This is a genomic window from Paraburkholderia sp. (genome assembly GCF_047605525.1).
Classification (GTDB): domain Bacteria; phylum Pseudomonadota; class Gammaproteobacteria; order Burkholderiales; family Burkholderiaceae; genus Paraburkholderia.
Map to the genome: position 1 here is coordinate 280219 of NZ_JASGFN010000007.1, position 19725 is coordinate 299943.

At 64.9% G+C, this 19725-nt stretch carries 17 protein-coding genes; 5 read left to right on the forward strand and 12 right to left on the reverse strand.

Annotated elements, in window-relative coordinates:
* The first annotated feature begins 81 nt into the window (after positions 1-81).
* The 3 genes from QM685_RS13100 to QM685_RS13110 all read left to right on the forward strand — a co-directional run bounded on the left by QM685_RS13100 (position 82) and on the right by QM685_RS13110 (position 3258).
* Positions 82-1470 carry a replicative DNA helicase gene (locus QM685_RS13100; RefSeq protein ID WP_415116470.1) on the forward strand — a complete coding sequence of 463 codons (1389 nt, stop codon included), beginning with the start codon at positions 82-84 and terminating at the stop codon, positions 1468-1470.
* Positions 1471-1621: 151 nt separating this feature from the next.
* Positions 1622-2248, forward strand: coding sequence for a DUF47 domain-containing protein (locus QM685_RS13105; protein WP_415116472.1), 627 nt, complete (start codon positions 1622-1624; stop codon positions 2246-2248).
* Positions 2248-3258, forward strand: coding sequence for an inorganic phosphate transporter (locus QM685_RS13110; protein WP_415116474.1), 1011 nt, complete (start codon positions 2248-2250; stop codon positions 3256-3258). The genes QM685_RS13105 and QM685_RS13110 overlap by 1 nt, the downstream gene beginning before the upstream one ends.
* Positions 3259-3350: 92 nt before the next feature.
* Here the strand turns inward: QM685_RS13110 and QM685_RS13115 are convergent, their stop codons facing one another.
* From QM685_RS13115 to QM685_RS13170, 12 genes are all read right to left on the reverse strand, one after another.
* The gene (locus QM685_RS13115; protein WP_415116476.1) at positions 3351-4154 is read right to left on the reverse strand and encodes an SDR family oxidoreductase; all 804 of its coding nucleotides are present in this window, start codon (positions 4152-4154) and stop codon (positions 3351-3353) included.
* 107 nt (positions 4155-4261) lie between these two features.
* Positions 4262-5440, reverse strand: coding sequence for an NlpC/P60 family protein (locus QM685_RS13120; RefSeq protein ID WP_415116478.1), 1179 nt, complete (start codon positions 5438-5440; stop codon positions 4262-4264).
* A gap of 204 nt (positions 5441-5644) precedes the next feature.
* Positions 5645-7492 (reverse strand): PhoH family protein, encoded by a 1848-nt coding sequence (locus QM685_RS13125; RefSeq protein WP_415116480.1) that lies wholly within the window; start codon positions 7490-7492, stop codon positions 5645-5647.
* A gap of 355 nt (positions 7493-7847) precedes the next feature.
* Positions 7848-8309 (reverse strand): peroxiredoxin, encoded by a 462-nt coding sequence (locus tag QM685_RS13130; RefSeq protein ID WP_415116526.1) that lies wholly within the window; start codon positions 8307-8309, stop codon positions 7848-7850.
* A 213-nt stretch (positions 8310-8522) separates the two neighbouring features.
* Complete coding sequence (locus QM685_RS13135; protein WP_415116482.1) at positions 8523-9416, reverse strand: polysaccharide deacetylase family protein; 894 nt, start codon at positions 9414-9416, stop codon at positions 8523-8525.
* Between the two features lie 10 nt (positions 9417-9426).
* Positions 9427-10473, reverse strand: coding sequence for a bifunctional UDP-4-keto-pentose/UDP-xylose synthase (locus tag QM685_RS13140; RefSeq protein ID WP_415116484.1), 1047 nt, complete (start codon positions 10471-10473; stop codon positions 9427-9429).
* Positions 10470-11405, reverse strand: coding sequence for a formyltransferase (locus QM685_RS13145; RefSeq protein ID WP_415116486.1), 936 nt, complete (start codon positions 11403-11405; stop codon positions 10470-10472). Before QM685_RS13145 ends, QM685_RS13140 begins: the two co-directional genes overlap by 4 nt.
* On the reverse strand, positions 11402-12445 hold the full coding sequence (locus QM685_RS13150) for a glycosyltransferase (protein WP_415116488.1): 1044 nt from the start codon (positions 12443-12445) through the stop codon (positions 11402-11404). Before QM685_RS13150 ends, QM685_RS13145 begins: the two co-directional genes overlap by 4 nt.
* A gap of 6 nt (positions 12446-12451) precedes the next feature.
* Positions 12452-13603 (reverse strand): DegT/DnrJ/EryC1/StrS family aminotransferase, encoded by a 1152-nt coding sequence (locus QM685_RS13155; protein WP_415116490.1) that lies wholly within the window; start codon positions 13601-13603, stop codon positions 12452-12454.
* Between the two features lie 314 nt (positions 13604-13917).
* Positions 13918-14289 (reverse strand): SMR family transporter, encoded by a 372-nt coding sequence (locus tag QM685_RS13160; protein WP_415116492.1) that lies wholly within the window; start codon positions 14287-14289, stop codon positions 13918-13920.
* 22 nt (positions 14290-14311) lie between these two features.
* On the reverse strand, positions 14312-16066 hold the full coding sequence (locus tag QM685_RS13165; protein ID WP_415116494.1) for a glycosyltransferase family 39 protein: 1755 nt from the start codon (positions 16064-16066) through the stop codon (positions 14312-14314).
* A gap of 115 nt (positions 16067-16181) precedes the next feature.
* Complete coding sequence (locus QM685_RS13170; RefSeq protein WP_415116496.1) at positions 16182-16556, reverse strand: Mth938-like domain-containing protein; 375 nt, start codon at positions 16554-16556, stop codon at positions 16182-16184.
* A 495-nt stretch (positions 16557-17051) separates the two neighbouring features.
* On the opposite strand from QM685_RS13170, the gene QM685_RS13175 reads away from it, so the two are divergent.
* Complete coding sequence (locus tag QM685_RS13175; protein ID WP_415116498.1) at positions 17052-18299, forward strand: pyridoxal phosphate-dependent aminotransferase; 1248 nt, start codon at positions 17052-17054, stop codon at positions 18297-18299.
* A gap of 94 nt (positions 18300-18393) precedes the next feature.
* Positions 18394-19725 carry a homoserine dehydrogenase gene (locus tag QM685_RS13180; RefSeq protein WP_415116500.1) on the forward strand — a complete coding sequence of 444 codons (1332 nt, stop codon included), beginning with the start codon at positions 18394-18396 and terminating at the stop codon, positions 19723-19725.

Here is a 19725-nt window from a genome sequence, read left to right on the forward strand (position 1 = left end):
ACCGGCTCCTGCTTTTTTTTACGCCCGTTTTTCCGTTTTTTCGCTCGCCGCGACCGCCGGATTACCCGATAATTCCCCTCCATGAACGCACCGTCCAAAGATCCCCAGCTCGAGTCGCTGAAAGTCCCGCCGCATTCGATCGAGGCCGAGCAATCGGTACTGGGCGGCCTGCTGCTCGACAACGCGGCGTGGGACCGCATCGCCGATTTCCTCGCGCAAAGCGACTTCTACCGCTACGATCACCGCATCATCTTCGAGCACATCGGCAAGCTGATCGCGGCCACGCGTCCGGCCGACGTGGTGACCGTCTACGAAGCGCTCGGCACCTCGGGCAAGGCGGAAGAGGTCGGCGGTCTCGCGTACCTGAACGCGCTCGCGCAGAACACGCCGAGCGCGGCCAATATCCGCCGCTACGCGGAAATCGTGCGCGACCGCGCGGTGCTGCGCCGGCTGGTTTCCGTCGCCGACGAAATCTCCGCCGACGCATTCAACCCGCAAGGCAAGGAGGTCCGGCAACTGCTCGACGAAGCCGAATCGAAGGTATTTTCGATCGCCGAAGATGGCGCGCGCGGCACCCAGGGCTTCCTCGAAATCGGGCCGCTGCTCACGCAAGTGGTCGAGCGGATCGACACGCTCTATCACACCGCCAATCCGAGCGACGTGACTGGCACGCCCACCGGCTTTGTCGATCTGGACCGCATGACCTCGGGCATGCATGGCGGCGAGTTGATCATCGTCGCGGGCCGTCCGTCGATGGGTAAGACGGCGTTTTCGATGAATATCGGCGAATACGTCGCGGTGGAGTACGGGCTGCCGGTCGCGGTGTTCTCGATGGAAATGCCCGGCACGCAGCTCACGATGCGTATGCTCGGCTCGGTCGGCCGGCTCGATCAGCACCGTATGCGAACCGGGCGCCTGACCGACGAGGATTGGCCGAAGCTCACGCACGCGGTGCAGAAAATGAGCGAGGCGCAGATATTCATCGACGAAACCGGCGGTCTGAACCCGATGGAACTGCGCTCTCGCGCGCGCAGACTGTCGCGCCAGTGCGGCAAGCTCGGCCTGATCATCATCGACTATCTGCAGTTGATGAGCGGTTCGTCGTCGGGCGAGAATCGCGCGACCGAAATCTCGGAAATCTCGCGTTCGCTGAAGGGTCTCGCCAAGGAACTCGACGTGCCGGTGATCGCGTTGTCGCAGCTCAATCGCGGACTCGAGCAGCGTCCGAACAAGCGGCCGATCATGTCGGACCTGCGCGAATCGGGCGCTATCGAACAGGACGCCGACGTGATCCTGTTCATCTATCGCGACGAAGTCTACAACCCGGACAGCCCGGATAAAGGCACCGCGGAAATCATCATCGGCAAGCAGCGGAATGGTCCAATCGGACCTGTTCGGCTCACGTTCCACGGTCAATACACGAAGTTCGACAATTTTGCCGGCGCGCAGAATTTCTACGGCGGCGAGTGACACACCCCGGCGCAACCCCGGACGGGCGACAGGGCGACGCAATGTCGCCCACTTGTTGTAACGATGCTGTCACAAGTGCGACATCGGTTACACGACGGTACAATATGGCGGTTTTATGTCAGCCATCACGTGACCCATTCCCAGGATCCCAATGTTCGGTCGATTCATGCCCACCGAGGGCAAGTTTTTTGAAATTTTCAATGCGCACGCAACGTGCATTATCTCGGCGAGCCGCGAACTCGAGTTGCTGATCGACAATCTGCAGGACGCCGAAGCCCACAAGCAAAACGTGCAGAAAGCCGAAAAGGCCGCGGACAAGCTCACGCACGAAACCATCGACCTGCTGCACAAGACCTTCATCACGCCGCTCGACCGCGACGAGATCCACAAGCTGATCACGACAATGGACGACATCCTCGACCTGATGGAGGACGTCGCCACCGCTATTTCGCTGTACGACGTGCAGTCCGTCACGTCGGAGGCGAGCCAGCTCGCGCATATCTGCACGGCGACCTGCGAGCGCGTGCAGTTCGCCGTGAGCCTGCTGTCGGACATGAAGCAGGCGAGCCAGATTCTGAAGGCCTGCGAGGAAATCGACCGGCTCGAATCGGAGGCCGACCGCGTGCTGCGCGCGGCGATGTCGAAGCTGTTTCGCGAGGAAGACGACGTCAAGGTCCTGATCAAGCTCAAGGCGATTTACGAACTGCTCGAAACGATCACGGACAAGTGTGAGGATGTGGCGAACATCATCGAAGGCATCGTGCTGGAAAACGCATAATGCAATCGATACAACTCGCTATCTGGGTCGTTGCCGGCCTGGTCGCCATCGCGTTGATGTTCGATTTCATGAACGGCTTTCACGACGCGGCGAATTCGATCGCCACGGTCGTGTCGACCGGCGTGCTGAAGCCGCAGCAGGCCGTGGCGTTCGCCGCGGCGTTCAACGTTATCGCCTATTTCGTGTTCCACCTGAAGGTGGCCGCAACGGTGGGTAAGGGCACGATCGATCCCAACATCGTCGACCATTACGTGATCTTCGGCGCGCTGGTCGGCGCGATCGCGTGGAACATCATCACATGGCACTACGGCATTCCGTCCAGCTCGTCGCACGCGCTGATCGGCGGGCTCGTGGGCGCGGCGCTCGCGAAATCGGGCTGGGGCTCGCTGAACTGGGACGGCCTGATGAAGACCGTCGCGTTCATCTTCATTTCGCCGCTGCTCGGCTTCGTGCTCGGGTCGTTTTTCATGCTGCTGGTGTCGTGGCTGTATTTCCGCACGCCGCCGAGCAAGGTCGACCGCCGGTTCCGCCGTCTGCAACTGCTGTCCGCGGGACTGTACAGCCTCGGTCACGGCGGCAACGACGCGCAGAAGACCATCGGCATCATCTGGATGCTGCTGATCGCAACCGGTTTTGCGTCGCTGAACGCGGACGCGCCGCCGCTGTGGGTGATCGGCGGTTGCTATCTGTCGATGGGTCTGGGCACGCTGTTCGGCGGCTGGCGTATCGTGCGCACGATGGGTCAGAAGATCACGAAGCTCAAGCCGGTCGGCGGGTTCTGCGCGGAGTCGGGCGGCGCGCTCACGCTGTTTACCGCGTCGTGGCTCGGTATTCCCGTCTCGACCACGCATACGATTACCGGCGCGATCGTCGGGGTGGGCGCGACGCAGAAGCTCAGTGCGGTGCGCTGGGGCGTGGCCGGCAACATCGTGTGGGCGTGGATTCTGACGATTCCGGCGTCCGCGGTGCTGTCCGGCGCCGCCTGGTGGGTCGGTCACCACTTGCTGTAATACCGTGCGACGCGGGCCTGCGCTGCTACTGAGCGGCATACGCGATTTCGCCGCCTCCCAGGCCGTCGCGCGCAATCCCTCGACAACGCCGCTCAGATCAGCGGCGCACTCGCCCCGTCCATCGGAATGATCGCGCCCGTCACATAGCTCGCGCGGCGGCTCGCAAGAAACAGTGCGACATCGGCGATTTCCTCCGGTTTCGCATAGCGCCCGAGCGGCATCTTCGCCTGACCGCGCGCGAGCGCTTCCTCGTTGCCGATGCCTTGCTGCGCCGCCTCGAGCTTCACGGCTTCCTCGACTCGCTCGGTCAGCGTCGAGCCCGGATTGATTGCGTTGATGCGAATACCGTAGCGCGCGTAATAGTGCGCGAGGCCGACAGTCGCGAGCATCAGCGCCGCGTTGGCCGCGCCGCCCGCGATATGAATGTCGCTCGCGATCTTGCCGCCCATGCCGATGATATTGACGATCGTGCCGGGCTCGGCGCCGCCGGCCTTCGCGCGCTCGGCCATGCGGCGCAGCACTTCCTGCTGCGGATAGATATACGGGAAATATTTTGCTTCCATCGTCGCGCGGAATGCGTCGGCGTCGAGTGTTTCCGGGTCGTAGCGGCGCGCCGCGCCGGCGCTGTTGATCAGCACGTCGATCGGGCCTACCGCGCCGCTGACTTCCTCGACGATATCGGCGGCACTATGCGGTTCGTGCAGATCGGCGCGCGTGCGGTGTACGTGGAACCCTTCCTGTTTCAACTGCTCGTAGGCGCGCGCCAGATTGGCGGGATCGCGCGACACGATGGCGACTTTCGCGCCTTCCTGCGCGAATGCGCGCGCGCAGGCGAACCCGATGCCTTTACTGCCGCCCGTGATCAACACTACCTTGTCTTTCAGACCGAGTTCCATCGTCATCACCCGCCGTCAAAAGAATATCGATGACGATAGCAGATCGGCGCGATCGAGGTGATCGACGGCGGCTTTTCATGAGGTGCGGGAGGGCGTGGGCGAGCGTGTCAGTAGCTGCCGTTCGCGAAGCGGGCAATCGGGTCGTCGTTGGTTTGCGTGGGTGCGGGCAGGCCATGCGAGGCTGTCGACGCACGCATGATCTGCACGCCGTCACCTGCTTCGCCCTGTTGCGTCTGCTGGGCCTGCTGCGCCTGACGCGCGGCGATCGAAGCGGGCGGCGGTGGCTCGAACGCGTCGGCGGCGGCGTCGATTGCGTCGGGCGTGGTCCGCGGGATGGCGCGGGCGGTCGTCGCGGGCTCTCCCGATTGCGCCGATTGTGCCGGGGAGGGCGTGCCGGTTTCATACGCGCCTGCCTGAGCGGGCGGAGCCATCGCCGGCGTCACCGCACCCGCGGAGCGAGCCTGCAACTGCGCGGCGCTCATGCCCGGAGGAGGCGGCTCGAACGGGTCGGCCTGCGCGCTGGGTGCGCTGTTTGCGCTGGCGGTCGTGCCCAGGGCCATCTCCGGCCGGGTTGCCATCATCGCCGGAGCACGCGGCGCGGCTTCGACGCGTGTCGCTTGCGACGGACCCGCCGCATAAACCGGTGTAGCCGTCTTCGCCGCGGGAACCGCCGCTGCCGCCAGTCCGCCACGCTCCGGCTGCGGCGCGGCCGCTTGATAAGCCGGCGCGTCGAACGGCGCTGGCGTCGCGGCCGGACCCGCCATCCGGCGGATGCCATCGAAGCGCTTCGCCCAGTAAGGGTTGGTCAGATAGTCGAGCCGCACCGTGCCGCCCGTCGACGGCGCATTGACGAAGCGCAGCTTGCCCACGTAGATGCCGACATGCGAATGCGGGCGCCCGGTCGTGTTGAAAAAGATCAGATCGCCAGGGGCGATTTCGTCCGGCTCGATCGATTCGCCGCGCCCGCTCATCTCGGCCGTGGTGCGCGGCAGATTCACCGACGCCGCGCGCAGCACGACATAGCGGACGAAGCCGCTGCAATCGAAGCCGCTATCGGGCGTATTGCCGCCCCAGCGGTACGGCACGCCGACGAGGCTCATCGCCTGGATCGAGATTTCCTCGCGGCCGATGCTGTGATCGACGAAATGGGGGAAGCCGGGCGGCGGCGCGTGATACGCGCCATTCGCGACGACGATGCCGCCGGACCCGCGCGACGTCTTCTGCGGCGCGCCGGCACAGGCGGCGAGCAGCAGGACGGTCAGCAACGAAAAGGCGAATCGGCGCATGAAGACGGAACGGGTGGTAAACGCCCGTTTACTCACTGGCGATGTCGCGATGGTAGCCGTCGAACATGGCCGCGGCAAGAATTGTTGATAAATTACTTGAAGTTTGCGCGCTAAGTGTTGCCCGCGCGGAACGCCGGGACAATAAAAAAGCCGCGTCCGGAACGAACCGGACGCGGCCGCATGGCGATAAAAATCGGCGGACGCTTACAAAATTTCCGACGCGTAATCGGCGAGGCGCGAACGCTCGCCGCGCGCGAGCGTCACGTGCCCGCTGTGCGCCCAGCCCTTGAAGCGGTCGACCACGTACGTGAGGCCCGAACTGCCTTCGGTCAGGTAAGGCGTATCGATCTGCGCGATATTGCCGAGGCAGATGATCTTCGTGCCGGGGCCCGCGCGCGTGACCAGCGTCTTCATCTGCTTCGGCGTCAGGTTCTGCGCCTCGTCGATGATCAGATACTTGTCGACGAACGTGCGGCCGCGCATGAAGTTCATGCTCTTGACCTTCAGGCGCGAGCGGATCAGCTCCTGAGTCGCGGCGCGGCCCCATTCGCCGGCGGCGTCGTCGGTCTTCTGCAGCACTTCGAGGTTGTCGTCGAAAGCGCCCATCCACGGCTGCATCTTTTCCTCTTCCGTGCCCGGCAGGAAGCCGATGTCTTCGCCGACCGGCACCGTCGCGCGCGTCACGATGATCTCGTTGTAGCGCTTGTCGTCGAGTACCTGCGCGAGGCCGGCCGCGAGTGCGACGAGCGTCTTGCCGGTGCCGGCCTGGCCGAGCAGCGTGACGAAGTCGATTTCCGGATTCATCAGCAGGTTCAGCGCGAAATTCTGCTCGCGATTGCGCGCCGTGATGCCCCACACGTTGTTCTTGTGGTGGCCGTAGTCGCGCAGCGTCTGCAGTAGCGCGGTCTTGCCGTTCAGCTCGCGCACGAGCGCGTGAAACGCGGGCTCGCCGTTCTGCGGTTCGAGATAGACGAATTCGTTGACGAGCATCGACGCGCACAGCGGACCCGTCACGCGGTAATACGTGGTGCCGGTCTTGGTGTCCTGCCAGCTTTCCATGCCCTTCGCGTGCCGGGTCCAGAAGTCCTGCGGCAGCGCGCGAATACCCGTGTACAGCAGATCGCTGTCCTCGAGCACCTGGTCGTTGAAGTAGTCTTCAGCGGGCAGCCCGAGCGCGTGCGCCTTGATGCGCATGTTGATGTCTTTCGACACCAGCACGACCTGGCGATCCGCGCGATCGCGCTGCAGCGCGCGCACGACGCCGAGAATCTGGTTGTCGGCCTTGCCCTCCGGCAGACCTTCGACCGGCTCGATCGAGGTCAGGCGCGTCTGGAAGAACAGCCGTCCGGACGCCTCGCGGCTGCCGAGGCGCGCGAGCGAAATGCCGTCGGCCATGTTGCCGGCGTTCGCGACCAGCGTGTCGAGCGTGCGGCTCACCTGGCGCGCGTTACGCGCGACTTCCGACATGCCTTTCTTGTGATTGTCGAGCTCTTCCAACGTCATCATCGGCAGATAGACGTCGTGCTCCTCGAAGCGGAACAGGCAGCTCGGATCATGCATCAGCACGTTCGTGTCGAGCACGAAGAGCTTCAGCACTTCGGCCGCCGCGGCGCCGCTGCCGCGTTTCTTGCGCGTGGCGGCCGTGGCCGGCGCGGTGGCAGCCGTATCGGCCGCGGGCTGTTTCGCGGAAGGCGCGCGCGCGACGACCGGCTGGGCCTCGGACAGGGCTTCGACCGCCTCGGCTTGCGGACGCGCTGCCGGAACCGGCTGCAGCAGCGCGGCGGTCTGTTTCGTCCTGCGGCCGCGCGCCGGCGCGGGTTGCGCCGCAGCAGGCGGTTCGACGGCCGGCACGGGCCGCAGCGTGGTGGCGGCGTTGGCGGCGTGCGCCATCGGTGTGGCGACATTGGCGCGGCCGTAATCGGCCGGCTCTGCGGATTCCCCTTCACGCGCCTGTTTTTTCGCTGTGGAGCGCGCGGGCGTGACGGCTTTAGCCTTGTATTCGTCAGGCGACAAAAGATTGCCGAGCTTGCTGGGGGGAGTAGGCAAAGGCATGGTTTCCCTCGAAATAATCGGGTCACATATCGTGCGCCGCCCGTCGCATTCTGCCGGCGCCCTCATGGGGCGCGCAGTTTGCGCGAGGAGGCGCGCATTCGGTCTAGAGATGCCGGTTCGCCTGGTTTTCGATAGGCTCCTTGACGGAAGCGCGCAGCCGAAAGAACGGATGGTCGCGCGCAATTAAAAAAGCCGCCGCCCCGGCATTGGGGGCAAGCGGCTCGACTGCGATGCTCGCGTTGCGCCTCACGATCCGAACGGCACCGGTGGATCCGGTCAAGCGGCCGTCAAATCTGGCGCAGCGGAGAAAAGTGTGGGGTGGACAGGCACTCATTGCGGCCCAATATAGCGCGCATCAAAGCGCTTGTACAGCCTCCAGAATGGCGTCGACGTGGCCTGGCACTTTCACGCCGCGCCACTCCTGGCGCAGCACGCCGCCGGCGTCGATAAGGAACGTGGAGCGCTCGATTCCCCGTACCTCCTTGCCATACATTTTCTTCATTTTGATGACGCCGAAGAGCGAGCACAGCGTTTCTTCCGGATCCGAAATCAGCGGGAACGGCAGGTCGAGCTTGGCCTTGAAATTGTCATGCGAGCGCAGGCTATCGCGCGATACGCCGATCACTTCCGCGCCAGCCTTCCTGAACTTCGGATACAGATCGCGGAATTGCAGACCTTCGGTCGTGCAGCCCGGCGTGTTGTCCTTCGGATAGAAATACAGCACCACCTTCTTGCCCCGCAGCCTGGACAGCGTGATCTCGCCACCGGTCGCGGGGGCGGTGAAGTCGGGGATGGGTTGGTCGACTGCGATGGACACGAGGTTCTCCGGTTGTTGTGGCTGGCGCCCGCTTGCTGCCGCGGCGCTGGCCTGTCTGTCATCGAGGTGTGTTGTCGGGAAACTGTAGGGGAAACGGTTGGGACACGGTCGGCGCGCGAGCGGCTCGTACACAGCCGCCACTCGGTTGCCGCGCTCGGGCCCGGCTGCCGTGTGGCTTGCCTGCCCGGTGACTTCCGCGCCGCGGCCGGCCGCTCAGGGCTGCACGATCAGCTCGCCGGAGCGCCCCGGAATTTCGCCCCATGTAACAGGGTACGATGGCAGCGTCTCGCGGTCTAGCGTGGCGTAGTAATCGCCCATCGTCGCGAACGTGTGGCCCTGGGCCCGCCAGCCTTCGAGCAACTGTTCGAACACCGGCGCGAGCTTTTGTCCTTCGAGTTCCGCGTGCAGCGTGAACACCTGATCGTGTGGATTGTTTTCGGTGTGTTTGAGCATCCACGCGGCGACGTTGTGCGTATCGACACCGTCGACGCCGAGTATTTCGTCGAGCGTGGGCAGCGTGGTCGGCATCTGCACGTGCGCGAGCGTTTTACCCTCGACCACCGGCAGGTACGGCGAATGGCCGCGGCCGTCGGACGCGTAGCGCATGCCCCACGCGTCGATCTGCTCGAATGCGTGGCCGTTCATCTGCCAGCCCGCCGCGCCGTGCGTGACCGGCGGCGCGCCGAACACCTCGATGAAGCGCGCGTGGCTGTGCTGCATCTGCGCGACGGTCCACGCGCGATCTTTCGAGCGCACGTTGTCCTGCCAGTACACGTGATCCCATGTATGGATGCCGCACTCGAAGCCCGCTTCGTGGATCGCGCGCATCTCGGCGGCGGCCTTCGCGCCGATGTCCGGACCGGGCAGCAGCACCCCGTACATCAACTGCTTCACGCCGTAGTGCTCGACCACCGACGTGCGCGACACCTTTTTCAGAAAGCCCGGCCGCAGCACGCGCCGCATCGCCCAGCCGGTGTGGTCCGGCCCGAGGCTGAACAGGAACGTGGCGCGCGCCTTGAAGCGGTCGAAGATGCGGGCGAGATTCGGCACGCCTTCGCGGGTGCCGCGCAGCGTATCGATGTCGATCTTCAGGACGATTCGAGCCAAGGACGAACCCTTATTGCTGTTCGACGAGTGCGCGGGCTTCCGCGACGTGGCCGCGATACGCCTCGAAAATCTTGCGCAGCGCTTCGTCGAAAGTCGATTTCGGCGCCCAGTTCAGATCCTGCATCGTGTTGTCGATTTTCGGCACGCGGTTCTGCACGTCCTGATAGCCGTTGCCGTAGTACGCACCCGACGACGTTTCGACCAGTTGCACCTGTCTGGCCGTTTCCGCGTATTCCGGGAATTCGGCCGCGAGCGCGAGCATCTTGTGCGCGAGTTCGCGCACCGAGAAATTGTTGGTCGGGTTGCCGATGTTGTAGATCTTGCCGGTGGCGACACCGTTTTTGTTCTCGATGATCTTCATCAGCGCGCCGATGCCGTCGTCGATGTCGGTGAACGCGCGCTTTTGCGCGCCGCCGTCGACGAGGCTGATGTTCTCGCCGCGCACGATGTGGCCGAGGAACTGCGTGACCACGCGCGAGCTGCCTTCCTTCGGCGTGTAGATCGAGTCGAGACCCGGGCCGATCCAGTTGAACGGGCGAAACAGCGTGAAGTTCAGGCCTTCCATGCCGTAGCCCCAGATCACGCGGTCCATCAACTGCTTCGAGCACGCGTAGATCCAGCGCGGCTTGTTGATCGGGCCGTACGACAGCAGCGACTCTTCCGGATCGAACTGCTCGTCGGTGCACATGCCGTAGACCTCGGAGGTCGACGGAAACACGAGGTGCTTGCCGTACTTGACGGCCGAACGCACGATCGGCAGGTTCGCCTCGAAGTCGAGCTCGAACACGCGCAGCGGCTGCTTCACGTAGGTGGCGGGCGTGGCGATCGCGACGAGCGGCAGGATCACATCGCACTTGCGGATGTGATATTCGACCCATTCCTTGTTGATCGTGATGTCGCCTTCGAAGAAGTGCATCCGCTCATGATTGACGAGGTCGCCCAGACGCTCGGTCTGCATGTCCATCCCGAACACTTCCCAGTCGGTCGTTTCGAGAATGCGCTTGGACAGGTGATGGCCGATGAAGCCGTTCACACCCAGAATCAGGACTTTTTTCATGAATGTCGGGGAGTTTGGATGAGCTGGGCGAATTCCGCCGGACTGACGACAGTCTCGCCGCCGTCGTGCTGATGCCGCAATTCGTGGATGGAGATCGCGCGGCCGTCGCCGCAGATTGCGAAAACGGCATTATCGCTTACGTGCAGGCCCGGCGGCAAATCTGGCCGGAGCGCGCCGGGCATCGCGAGACGCGCCCGCGCGATGACGAAACGCCGGCCGTTCTGGTCCGTGAACGCGCCCGGGTAGGGTGGTGCGACCGCGCGGATCAGGTTGTAGACCTGCTGCGCGGATTGCGTCCAGTCGATCCGGCCGTCTTCGGGCTTGCGCCCGCCGTAATAGCTGCCGTGCGCGAGATCGTTCGGCAGATGCGGCGCCTCGCCCGCGAGCAGCGCCGGCAGCACGCGCCACAGCGTCTGCTCGGCGGCCACCGTGACCTTGTCGAACACCTGCGCGGCGGTATCGTCGGGCAGGATCGGCACCGGCGTTTGCGCGACGATCGCGCCCGCGTCGGGCTTGGCGGCCATTTCGTGCAGCGTCGCGCCGGTTTCGGTCTCGCCGTTGAGCACCGCCCAGTTGGTCGGCACGCGGCCGCGGTATTTCGGCAGCAGCGAGCCGTGCATGTTGTAAGCACCCCGTGCGGCAATCGCCAGCAGGTCGAGCGGCAACATGTGGCGGTAATAGAACGAGAAGATGAAGTCCGGCCGCGCGGCGCTCACCGCGGCGCGCAGTTCCGGGCTCTTCGGATCGGCCGGCGTGAGAACCGGAATGCCGTACCCGGCCGCGACGGCCGCGACGCTGCCGAACCAGATGTTCTCGCTCGGGTTGTCCTCGTGCGTGACGACGAGCGCCACGTCGACGCCGCGCGCGAGCAGCACCTGCAGGCAGCGCACGCCGACGTTGTGATACGCGAATACGACGGCGCGCGGCTTCATGGATTACGCCCCTGATCGGCGAACGGCGCCGGCTGCACGGCCTGCACGACGGTCTGGCGCGGCGCTTCGGCCACGGCCGCGCCGTTGCGCTCCTCGAGAATGGTCTGCACCAGATAGCGCGGCCGCGCGCGCACCTGCTGATAGATCCGGCCGATGTATTCGCCGAGCAGGCCGAGCGCGAAGATGATCACGCCGAGCAGGAAGAACGTGATCGCGAACAGCGTAAACACACCTTGCACTTCCGCGCCGATCACGAAGCGGCGAATCAGCAGCAGCACGAAGAGGGCCGCGGAGCCGAGCGACAGGATCACGCCGATGAACGACAGCCATTGCAGCGGCACTACCGAAAAGCCGGTGACGAGGTCGAAATTCAGACGAATCAGCGAATACAGCGAGTATTTCGATTCGCCGGCGAAGCGCTCCTCGTGCGCGACCTCGATCTCGACCGGGTTCTGCGCGAACGTGTACGCGAGCGCCGGAATGAACGTGTTGATCTCGCCGCAGCGGTTGATCGTATCGACGATATGGCGGCTGTATGCGCGCAGCATGCAGCCCTGGTCGGTCATCTTGATGCGGGTGATGCGCTCGCGCAGATGGTTCATCGCGCGCGAGGCCTTGCGGCGCCACAGGCTGTCCTGGCGCTGCATGCGGATCGTGCCGACGTAGTCGTAGCCTTCGCGCATCTTCGAGACCAGCTTGCCGATTTCCTCGGGTGGATTCTGCAGGTCGGCGTCGAGCGTGATCACGATCTCGCCGCGCGATTGCTCGAAGCCCGCCAGAATCGCCATGTGCTGACCGTAGTTACCGTTCAGCAGGATCACGCGGGTCGTGTCGGGCCGCGCGCGGAACTGCTCGGCGAGCAGCGCGGCGGATCTGTCGCGGCTGCCGTCGTTGATGAAGATCACTTCATAGCGGGTGCCGAGCGCGTCGAGCGCCGGATAGAGGCGCGCGAACAGCGCGGCCAGTCCGGCTTCCTCGTTGTACACCGGAATGATGATCGACACTTCCGGTGCGACGGCGCGATGTTCCGAATAAGTCATGTCCGCTTATTTTCCGTATTGTTCGCAAATTTCGTTGATCGCGCGGCACACGCGTTCGACGTCGCCCTCGTTCATCAGCGTGAAGAGCGGCAGCGTGACCGTGGACGCGCCGAAGCGCTCCGCGTGCGGGAACATACCCTCCCTGAAGCCGCGCGCGCGATACAGCGAAAACAGGTGCAGCGCCGGGTAGTGCACGCCGGAGCCGATGCCGCGCTCCTTCAGCTCGCCCATGAAGCCGGCGCGGTCGATCGACAGGTTTTCCAGCGGCAGCGTGATCTGGAACATGTGCCAGTTGCTGTTCTCGAAATCGGCGAACGGCAGGCCGACGCCGAGCCGCGCCGCCGCGCCGCCTTCGAAACCCGCGAAATACGCGCGCGCGAGTCGCTTGCGCTGCGCGATGAAGCGCTCGAGATGCGGCAACTGGCCGAGGCCGACGCGCGCCGCGACGTCGGTCAGGTTGTACTTGCTGCCGAGCACGTCGCAGTCCATGCCGTCGAAGCCGGTGCGGGTGATCCCCTGCAGCCGGTACTTCTGCGCGAGCACCGCTTCTTCCTCGTTGTTCAGCACGAGCGCGCCGCCTTCGACCGAGGTCAGGTTCTTGTTCGCGTGGAAGCTGAACGACACGATGTCGCCGAGCTTGCCGATGCGCTCGCCTTTCCAGCTCGAGCCGAACGCCTGCGCGGCGTCTTCGATTACGCGCAGCTTGTGCGCGCGGGCGATCGCGTAGAGGCGGTCCATGTCGACCGGCAGGCCGGACAGATAGACCGGCATCAGCGCCCTGGTGCGCGGCGTGATCGCCTTTTCGAGCAGATCGAGATCGATGTTGCGGGTGACCGGGTCGATGTCGGCGAACACCGGCGTCGCGCCGGTTTCGAGGATCACGTTGCTGGTCGACACCCAGGTGGCCGGCGTCGTGATGACTTCGTCGCCGGGACCCACGCCGGCGATGCGCAGCCCGATCTCGAGCGTCGCGGTGCCGGAATTGAAGGTGCGCACCGGACGGCCGCCGCAGAATGCGGAGAGCGCCGCCTCGAACTTCTGGTTCTGCGGCCCGGTGGTGATCCAGCCGGAACGCAGTACCTCGGCGACGCCCTGAATCGTTTCCTCATCGATCTCGGGTTTGACAAACGGCAAAAACGGGACTGTTGACTGGCTCATGAATGCATCGCTCGATTGAAAGGGGCGCGGCCCGACGGGCGCGAAGTAAACCACAAACTACGCGCAAACCCAAGACCGCGGCTGCAAAGGCATAACCCTACAGCATAGCGGGGCCAACCTTACGTCAGGCTTAGGCGGCTTGCGCGCCGCCCGGGTTCCTGCGCCGGTCGCGTGTCGCGGGCCGGCGCGGGCGAGAAACCGTAATAAACCGGGGAAAAACCCGGCGGAAAGTCTGGCGGAAAGGTCCGGCAATCCATCCGCCCGGAAATCGGGGCCGGCCATCCGTATCCGGCCGCGGCAATCCGGCTTCGCGCCTAGCTGCGCGCGAGCACGACCACGCCGACGAGGATGATGCCGATGCCGACCAGCTTCTGCACCGACATCACTTCGCCGAACAGATACCACGCGGCGAGCGCGTTGACGACGTAGCCGAGCGAGAGCATCGGGTAGGCGATCGACACGTCCACGCGCGAGAGCCCGATGATCCAGACCGCCACGCTGACTACGTAGCACGCGAGCCCGCCGATGATCGGCGGCTGGGTCGCGAGCTTGAAGCCGATGGGCAGGATGTTCGCACGGGTGAATTCGAAGTGTCCAACGGCATTCGTGCCGGCCTTGAGCAGCAGTTGCGCGCCGGCGTTCAGCGTCACGCCGGCGAGGATGCAGAAGAGGGAAATCGGGTTCATCGAGCGTTCCGGTTCTGGGAGGTCATGGTTGTGGTTTTGCCGCCGCGGGCGCCTCCGCCGGGGCCGCCGCGTCGGCGGCCGGCAGCGGCTTCATCACCACCACGCGGCGCGAATCGCGCGCGATCACCTGCATCGGCACGCCTTGTTTGACGAGGCGCTCGTAGGTCGGCGGCGGGATCAGCGCGAGCGCGTAGCGCTCGGCTTTCCAGCGCTCGATCCATGCGTCGACGGTGGGCACCCATTTCCGCGGCTCGACGGAGACGCCGAACGCGAGTTCGTCGGGGTGCTCGACCATGATCATCGTGTGGCCGATGTAGAACGGCAGCGTGTGGTCGAGCACGCCGACCGAATAGAACGGCGTGTCGGGCGGCAGCTTCGCGAGTTCGGCCTTGATGGCGGGCGCGAGCGGCGCGCCGGAGCTCAGGCGCCCGAACACGTCGTGCCCGGTGCCGGCGATCGTGCCGAGCAGCAGCCAGCCCGCGCCGAACGCGGCGAGCGCGCCGAGCCCAACGCGATTGCCCGCGCCGCCGCCCTGGCCGCGGCGGTTCAGCCACAGCGCGGCGAGCGTCAGCACGAACGCGACGGCGAGCGCGGCGAGCACCCACACGCGGAACGCGACGTACAGCTCGGCCGGATTGCGCGCGTTGCCAAGGCGCGGCAGGAACAGCGCCGCGAACGCGGCGACCACGAAAAAGAGCGCATAGCCCGCCAGATGGCGGCGCAATTGCTCGCGCGTGACGAGCGGCAGGTACATGCCGATCAGCATCGCGATCGGCGGCGCGATCGGCAGCGTGTAGGACAGCAGCTTCGAGTGCGATGCGCTGAAGAACAGGAAGATGAAAACGATCCACGTCAGCATCAGCGTGACCGGCGCGAAACCGTTCGGCTGACGCGGCTGGCGCCATGCATGGCGCGCGCTTTGCAGCGTCACCGACAGCCACGGCAGGAAGCCCACCAGCAGCACCGGCACGAAGTAGTAGAACGCCCCCGGGCGGTTCTGCTCGGGCGTCAGATAGCGCTCGAACTGCTGGACGATGAAGAAGAAGTTCAGGAATTCCGGATTGCGCTGCTGCACGAGCACGAACCACGGCGTCACGATCGCGAAAAAGAGGATCAGACCGCTCACCAGATACAGACGTTTCCACAGCGCCCAGTCGCGCGCGATCAGCGTATAGAGCACCAGCACCGCGCCGGGCAGGATCAGGCCGATCAGGCCCTTGGACAGCACCGCCAGCGCCATCGACGCCCAGCACACCCACATCCAGCCGCGCACGCACGAGGGCCGCAGGTTCGGGCGTTGCGCGAGCAGCAGCGAGCACAGCGTGAGCGTCATCCAGAACGACAGGCCCATGTCGAGCGTGTTGAAGTGGGCCATCAGGTTCCAGTACGGCGAGCAGGCGAGCACGAGCGCCGCGAATACGCCGGTCGCCGCGTTGAACACGCGCGCGCCCGTGAAGCCGATCAGCAGTACGCCGGCGAAGCCCGTCAGCGCGGTGTAGAGCCGCGCCTGCCACTCGCCGATGCCGAACCACGCGAACGTCAGCGCGTTCGCCCAGGTTTGCAGCGGCGGCTTCTCGAAATACTTGTAAGCGTTGTAGCGCGGCGTGATCCAGTCGCCGGTGAGCAGCATCTCGCGCGCCATTTCGGCGTAGCGGCCCTCGTCGCTCGGCAGCAGATGGCGCCAGCCGAGCGGCACGAACCAGATCACGGCGAGAACCAGCACCAGCAGCAGGATCGCGGTGCGGTTGAGCGGTAGCCTGGACGGCATATCGTTCATGAATTTTCAACCTTTTGTTATCGACATTGCGCGCACGGCGCGGCGGAGTGGTCCGGAACGGGCGGCCGGCCGGGCCGGCGCGGTCCCGCGCGGGATGCGCCGGCGCCGGGCACGCTCAGGCTTCGATCAGCAGCGCGGCCGCGACCTTGCGGCCCTCGGCCATCAGAATGTTGTAGGTGCGGCAGGCGGCCTTGAAGTCCATCGTTTCGACGCCGATGCGCTGCGCGGCGAGCGCGGCGGTCAGGCGCGGGTGCGGAAAGCGCAGCCGCTCGCCGCTGCCGAACACGACCACTTCGGGCGCGGCGTCGACCAGCATCGCGAAGTGCCCGGGGCTCAACTGCTCGAAGGACGAAACGGGCCAGGGAATAACCGGCGCGTCCGGCAGCAGGAGAATGCTGCCCGAGTGACGCTCCAGATTGATTTCGACATAGTCGGCGCCGTAGCCGGTGACGGTGTTCAGCGCGCCGCTGGAATCCTGATGTAATTTCAAATTGGTTTTCCGAAGTCGTCGTGAGACATCATGCGTGTTGCCTGCCTGGTTGGACGCGGCGCGGGCCGCGCGGTTCGACGCGCATGACACACGAGGGGGCCGAAAAGGCTTGCCGTTGCGGTTGGTGCATTGCGGAAGTCGGCCAAAATCCGCTAAATTATAGCTTTTTAGCCGCCTTGCGGCGCCCCTCGCTCAAGTGCCGCCACAAGCCGCGCCGAGCGCATCGGCGTGGCCCACCGGCTACCTGTGTCGGCATCGCCCGCTTATCGCCCGCGCCTGGCGTCCGCTGATTGCCTGCTTATTGTTTGTCTCCGGTTTGTCTTCGCCGCGGTTTTTGCTTCGCGGCGGCCCGACAGGATCGACCCAATCCGCGGCTGGCGGCCGTTGTTGCCGCCGCCGCGTCCGAATTCCCCGTCGCGGTGAATCCGGGCGGCCCGGTGTCGTCAACCGGGTCCCGTTTGCCCAGGATTTGCCCAAGCCATCAACCAGGATGAAGTGCCCGCCGTGAAACCGATTCTCAAATCCAACAAGTTGTTGAATGTCTGCTACGACATTCGCGGGCCCGTCCTCGAACATGCGAAGCGGCTCGAAGAAGAGGGCCACCGCATCATCAAGCTGAACATCGGCAATCTCGCGCCGTTCGGCTTCGAGGCGCCGGACGAGATCATTCAGGACATGATCCTGAACCTGCCGGGCTCGTCGGGCTACTCCGATTCGAAGGGGGTGTTCGCCGCGCGCAAGGCGATCATGCACTACACGCAGCAAAAGGGCGTGTACGGCGTCGAGCTCGACGACATCTACATCGGCAACGGCGCGTCCGAGCTGATCGTGATGGCGCTGCAGGGGCTCGTGAACGACGGCGACGAAGTGCTGCTGCCGGCGCCCGACTACCCGCTGTGGACCGCCGGCGTGAGCCTCGCGGGCGGCACGCCGGTGCATTACATCTGCGACGAATCGAACCGCTGGATGCCCGATCTCGACGACATCCGCGCGAAGATCACGCCGAACACGCGCGCGCTCGTCGTCATCAACCCGAACAACCCGACCGGCGCGCTGTACTCGGACGAGCTGCTGCTCGGCCTGATCGGGATCGCGCGCCAGCACGGCCTCGTGATCTTCGCCGACGAGGTCTACGACAAGATCGTCTACGACGGCAAGACCCACACGTCGATGGCGTCGCTGTCCGAAGACGTGCTCACGGTCACGTTCAACAGCCTGTCGAAGAGCTACCGTTCGTGCGGCTATCGCGCCGGCTGGATGGCGATTTCGGGCCTGACCGGCGAAAACCGCCGTCTCGCGAAAGACTATCTGGAAGGGCTCGGCATCCTCGCGTCGATGCGGCTGTGCCCGAACGTTCCCGGCCAGTACGCGATCCAGACCGCGCTCGGCGGCTATCAGAGCATCAACGACCTGATCGTGCCGGGCGGGCGTCTGTACAAACAGCGCGAGCTCGCTTACGACATGCTGACGTCGATTCCCGGCGTGAGCTGCGTGAAGCCGGAAGCGGCGCTCTACATGTTCCCGCGTCTCGATCCGAAGGTGTATCCGATCCAGAACGACCAGCAGTTCATCCTCGACCTGCTGCTGGAAGAACGCGTGCTGCTCGTGCAGGGCACCGGTTTCAACTGGAAGACGCCGGATCACTTCCGCGTCGTGTTCCTGCCGAACGTGGACGATCTCACGGATTCGATCAACCGGATCGCGCGTTTCCTCGACGGCTACCGCAAGCGTCACACAGCCTGAACCGGCCTCGCGTACGATGTGGCGCGCGAGTGTGACACATGAGGCGCCACGCCCGACCCCCGTTTTTTAATCATTTACTCGAAACACACGCTGCATGGAACCGATCAAAGTTGGACTGCTGGGCTTCGGCACGGTAGGCAGCGGCACCTTCACGGTACTGCGCCGCAATCAGGAAGAAATCAAACGCCGCGCGGGCCGCGGCATCGAGATTGCGCGCATTGCCGTGCGCAACCCCGCGAAGGCGACCGCGACGCTCGGCGGCGAAGCCGGCAGCGTGGCGCTGACCGATGACTTCAACGCGGTGGTGGACGATCCGTCGATCGCGATCGTCGCGGAAATGATTGGCGGCACCGGTATCGCGCGCGACCTCGTGCTGCGCGCGATCAACAACGGCAAGCACGTGGTCACGGCCAACAAGGCGCTGCTCGCGGTGCACGGCACGGAGATTTTCGAGGCGGCGCGCGCGAACGGCGTGATGGTCGCGTTCGAGGCGGCGGTGGCGGGCGGCATTCCGATCATCAAGGCGCTGCGCGAAGGGCTGACGGCGAACCGCATCCAGTACATCGCCGGCATCATCAACGGCACGACGAACTACATCCTGTCGGAGATGCGCGACCGCGGGCTCGATTTCGCGACCGCCTTGAAAGCCGCGCAGGAGCTCGGTTACGCGGAAGCCGATCCGACCTTCGACATCGAAGGCGTCGATGCCGCGCACAAGGCGACGATCATGAGCGCGATCGCATTCGGCGTGCCGGTGCAGTTCGACCGCGCGTACGTCGAGGGCATCAGCAAGCTCGCCGCGATCGACATCAAATATGCCGAGGAACTGGGCTACCGTATCAAGCTGCTCGGTATCGCGCGCCGCGCCGACAAGGGCATCGAATTGCGGGTGCATCCCACGCTGATTCCGGAAAAGCGCCTGCTCGCGAACGTGGAAGGCGCGATGAACGCGGTCGTCGTGCACGGCGACGCGGTCGGCGCCACGCTGTACTACGGCAAGGGCGCGGGCGCGGAGCCGACGGCGTCCGCCGTGGTCGCCGATCTGGTGGACGTCACGCGCCTGCACACGGCCGACCCCGAGCATCGCGTGCCGCATCTGGCGTTCCAGCCGGACAGCCTGTCGAACACGCCGATTCTGCCGATCGACGACGTGACGAGCGGCTACTACCTGCGCCTGCGCGTCGCGGACGTGACCGGCGTGCTGGCCGACATCACGCGCATCCTCGCCGACAGCGGCATCTCGATCGACGCGCTGCTGCAGAAAGAATCCGAGCAGGTCGACGCGAACGGCAAGGGCGAAACGGACATCATCCTGATCACGCACGTGACGGTCGAAAAGCAGGTCAACGCCGCGATCAGGTCGATCGAGGCGCTGAAGACCGTCGTCTCGCAAGTCACGAAGCTGCGCATGGAAGCGCTGAACTAG

Excerpts from the sequence above, each read along its gene's own strand:
- QM685_RS13100 (WP_415116470.1), top strand. The coding sequence starts at position 82 with ATGAACGCACCGTCCAAAGATCCCCAGCTCGAGTCGCTGAAAGTCCCG.
- QM685_RS13105 (WP_415116472.1), top strand. The coding sequence starts at position 1,622 with ATGTTCGGTCGATTCATGCCCACCGAGGGCAAGTTTTTTGAAATTTTC.
- QM685_RS13110 (WP_415116474.1), top strand. The coding sequence starts at position 2,248 with ATGCAATCGATACAACTCGCTATCTGGGTCGTTGCCGGCCTGGTCGCC.
- QM685_RS13115 (WP_415116476.1), bottom strand. The coding sequence starts at position 4,154 with ATGGAACTCGGTCTGAAAGACAAGGTAGTGTTGATCACGGGCGGCAGT.
- QM685_RS13120 (WP_415116478.1), bottom strand. The coding sequence starts at position 5,440 with ATGCGCCGATTCGCCTTTTCGTTGCTGACCGTCCTGCTGCTCGCCGCC.
- QM685_RS13125 (WP_415116480.1), bottom strand. The coding sequence starts at position 7,492 with ATGCCTTTGCCTACTCCCCCCAGCAAGCTCGGCAATCTTTTGTCGCCT.
- QM685_RS13140 (WP_415116484.1), bottom strand. The coding sequence starts at position 10,473 with ATGAAAAAAGTCCTGATTCTGGGTGTGAACGGCTTCATCGGCCATCAC.
- QM685_RS13145 (WP_415116486.1), bottom strand. The coding sequence starts at position 11,405 with ATGAAGCCGCGCGCCGTCGTATTCGCGTATCACAACGTCGGCGTGCGC.
- QM685_RS13150 (WP_415116488.1), bottom strand. The coding sequence starts at position 12,445 with ATGACTTATTCGGAACATCGCGCCGTCGCACCGGAAGTGTCGATCATC.
- QM685_RS13155 (WP_415116490.1), bottom strand. The coding sequence starts at position 13,603 with ATGAGCCAGTCAACAGTCCCGTTTTTGCCGTTTGTCAAACCCGAGATC.
- QM685_RS13160 (WP_415116492.1), bottom strand. The coding sequence starts at position 14,289 with ATGAACCCGATTTCCCTCTTCTGCATCCTCGCCGGCGTGACGCTGAAC.
- QM685_RS13165 (WP_415116494.1), bottom strand. The coding sequence starts at position 16,066 with ATGAACGATATGCCGTCCAGGCTACCGCTCAACCGCACCGCGATCCTG.
- QM685_RS13180 (WP_415116500.1), top strand. The coding sequence starts at position 18,394 with ATGGAACCGATCAAAGTTGGACTGCTGGGCTTCGGCACGGTAGGCAGC.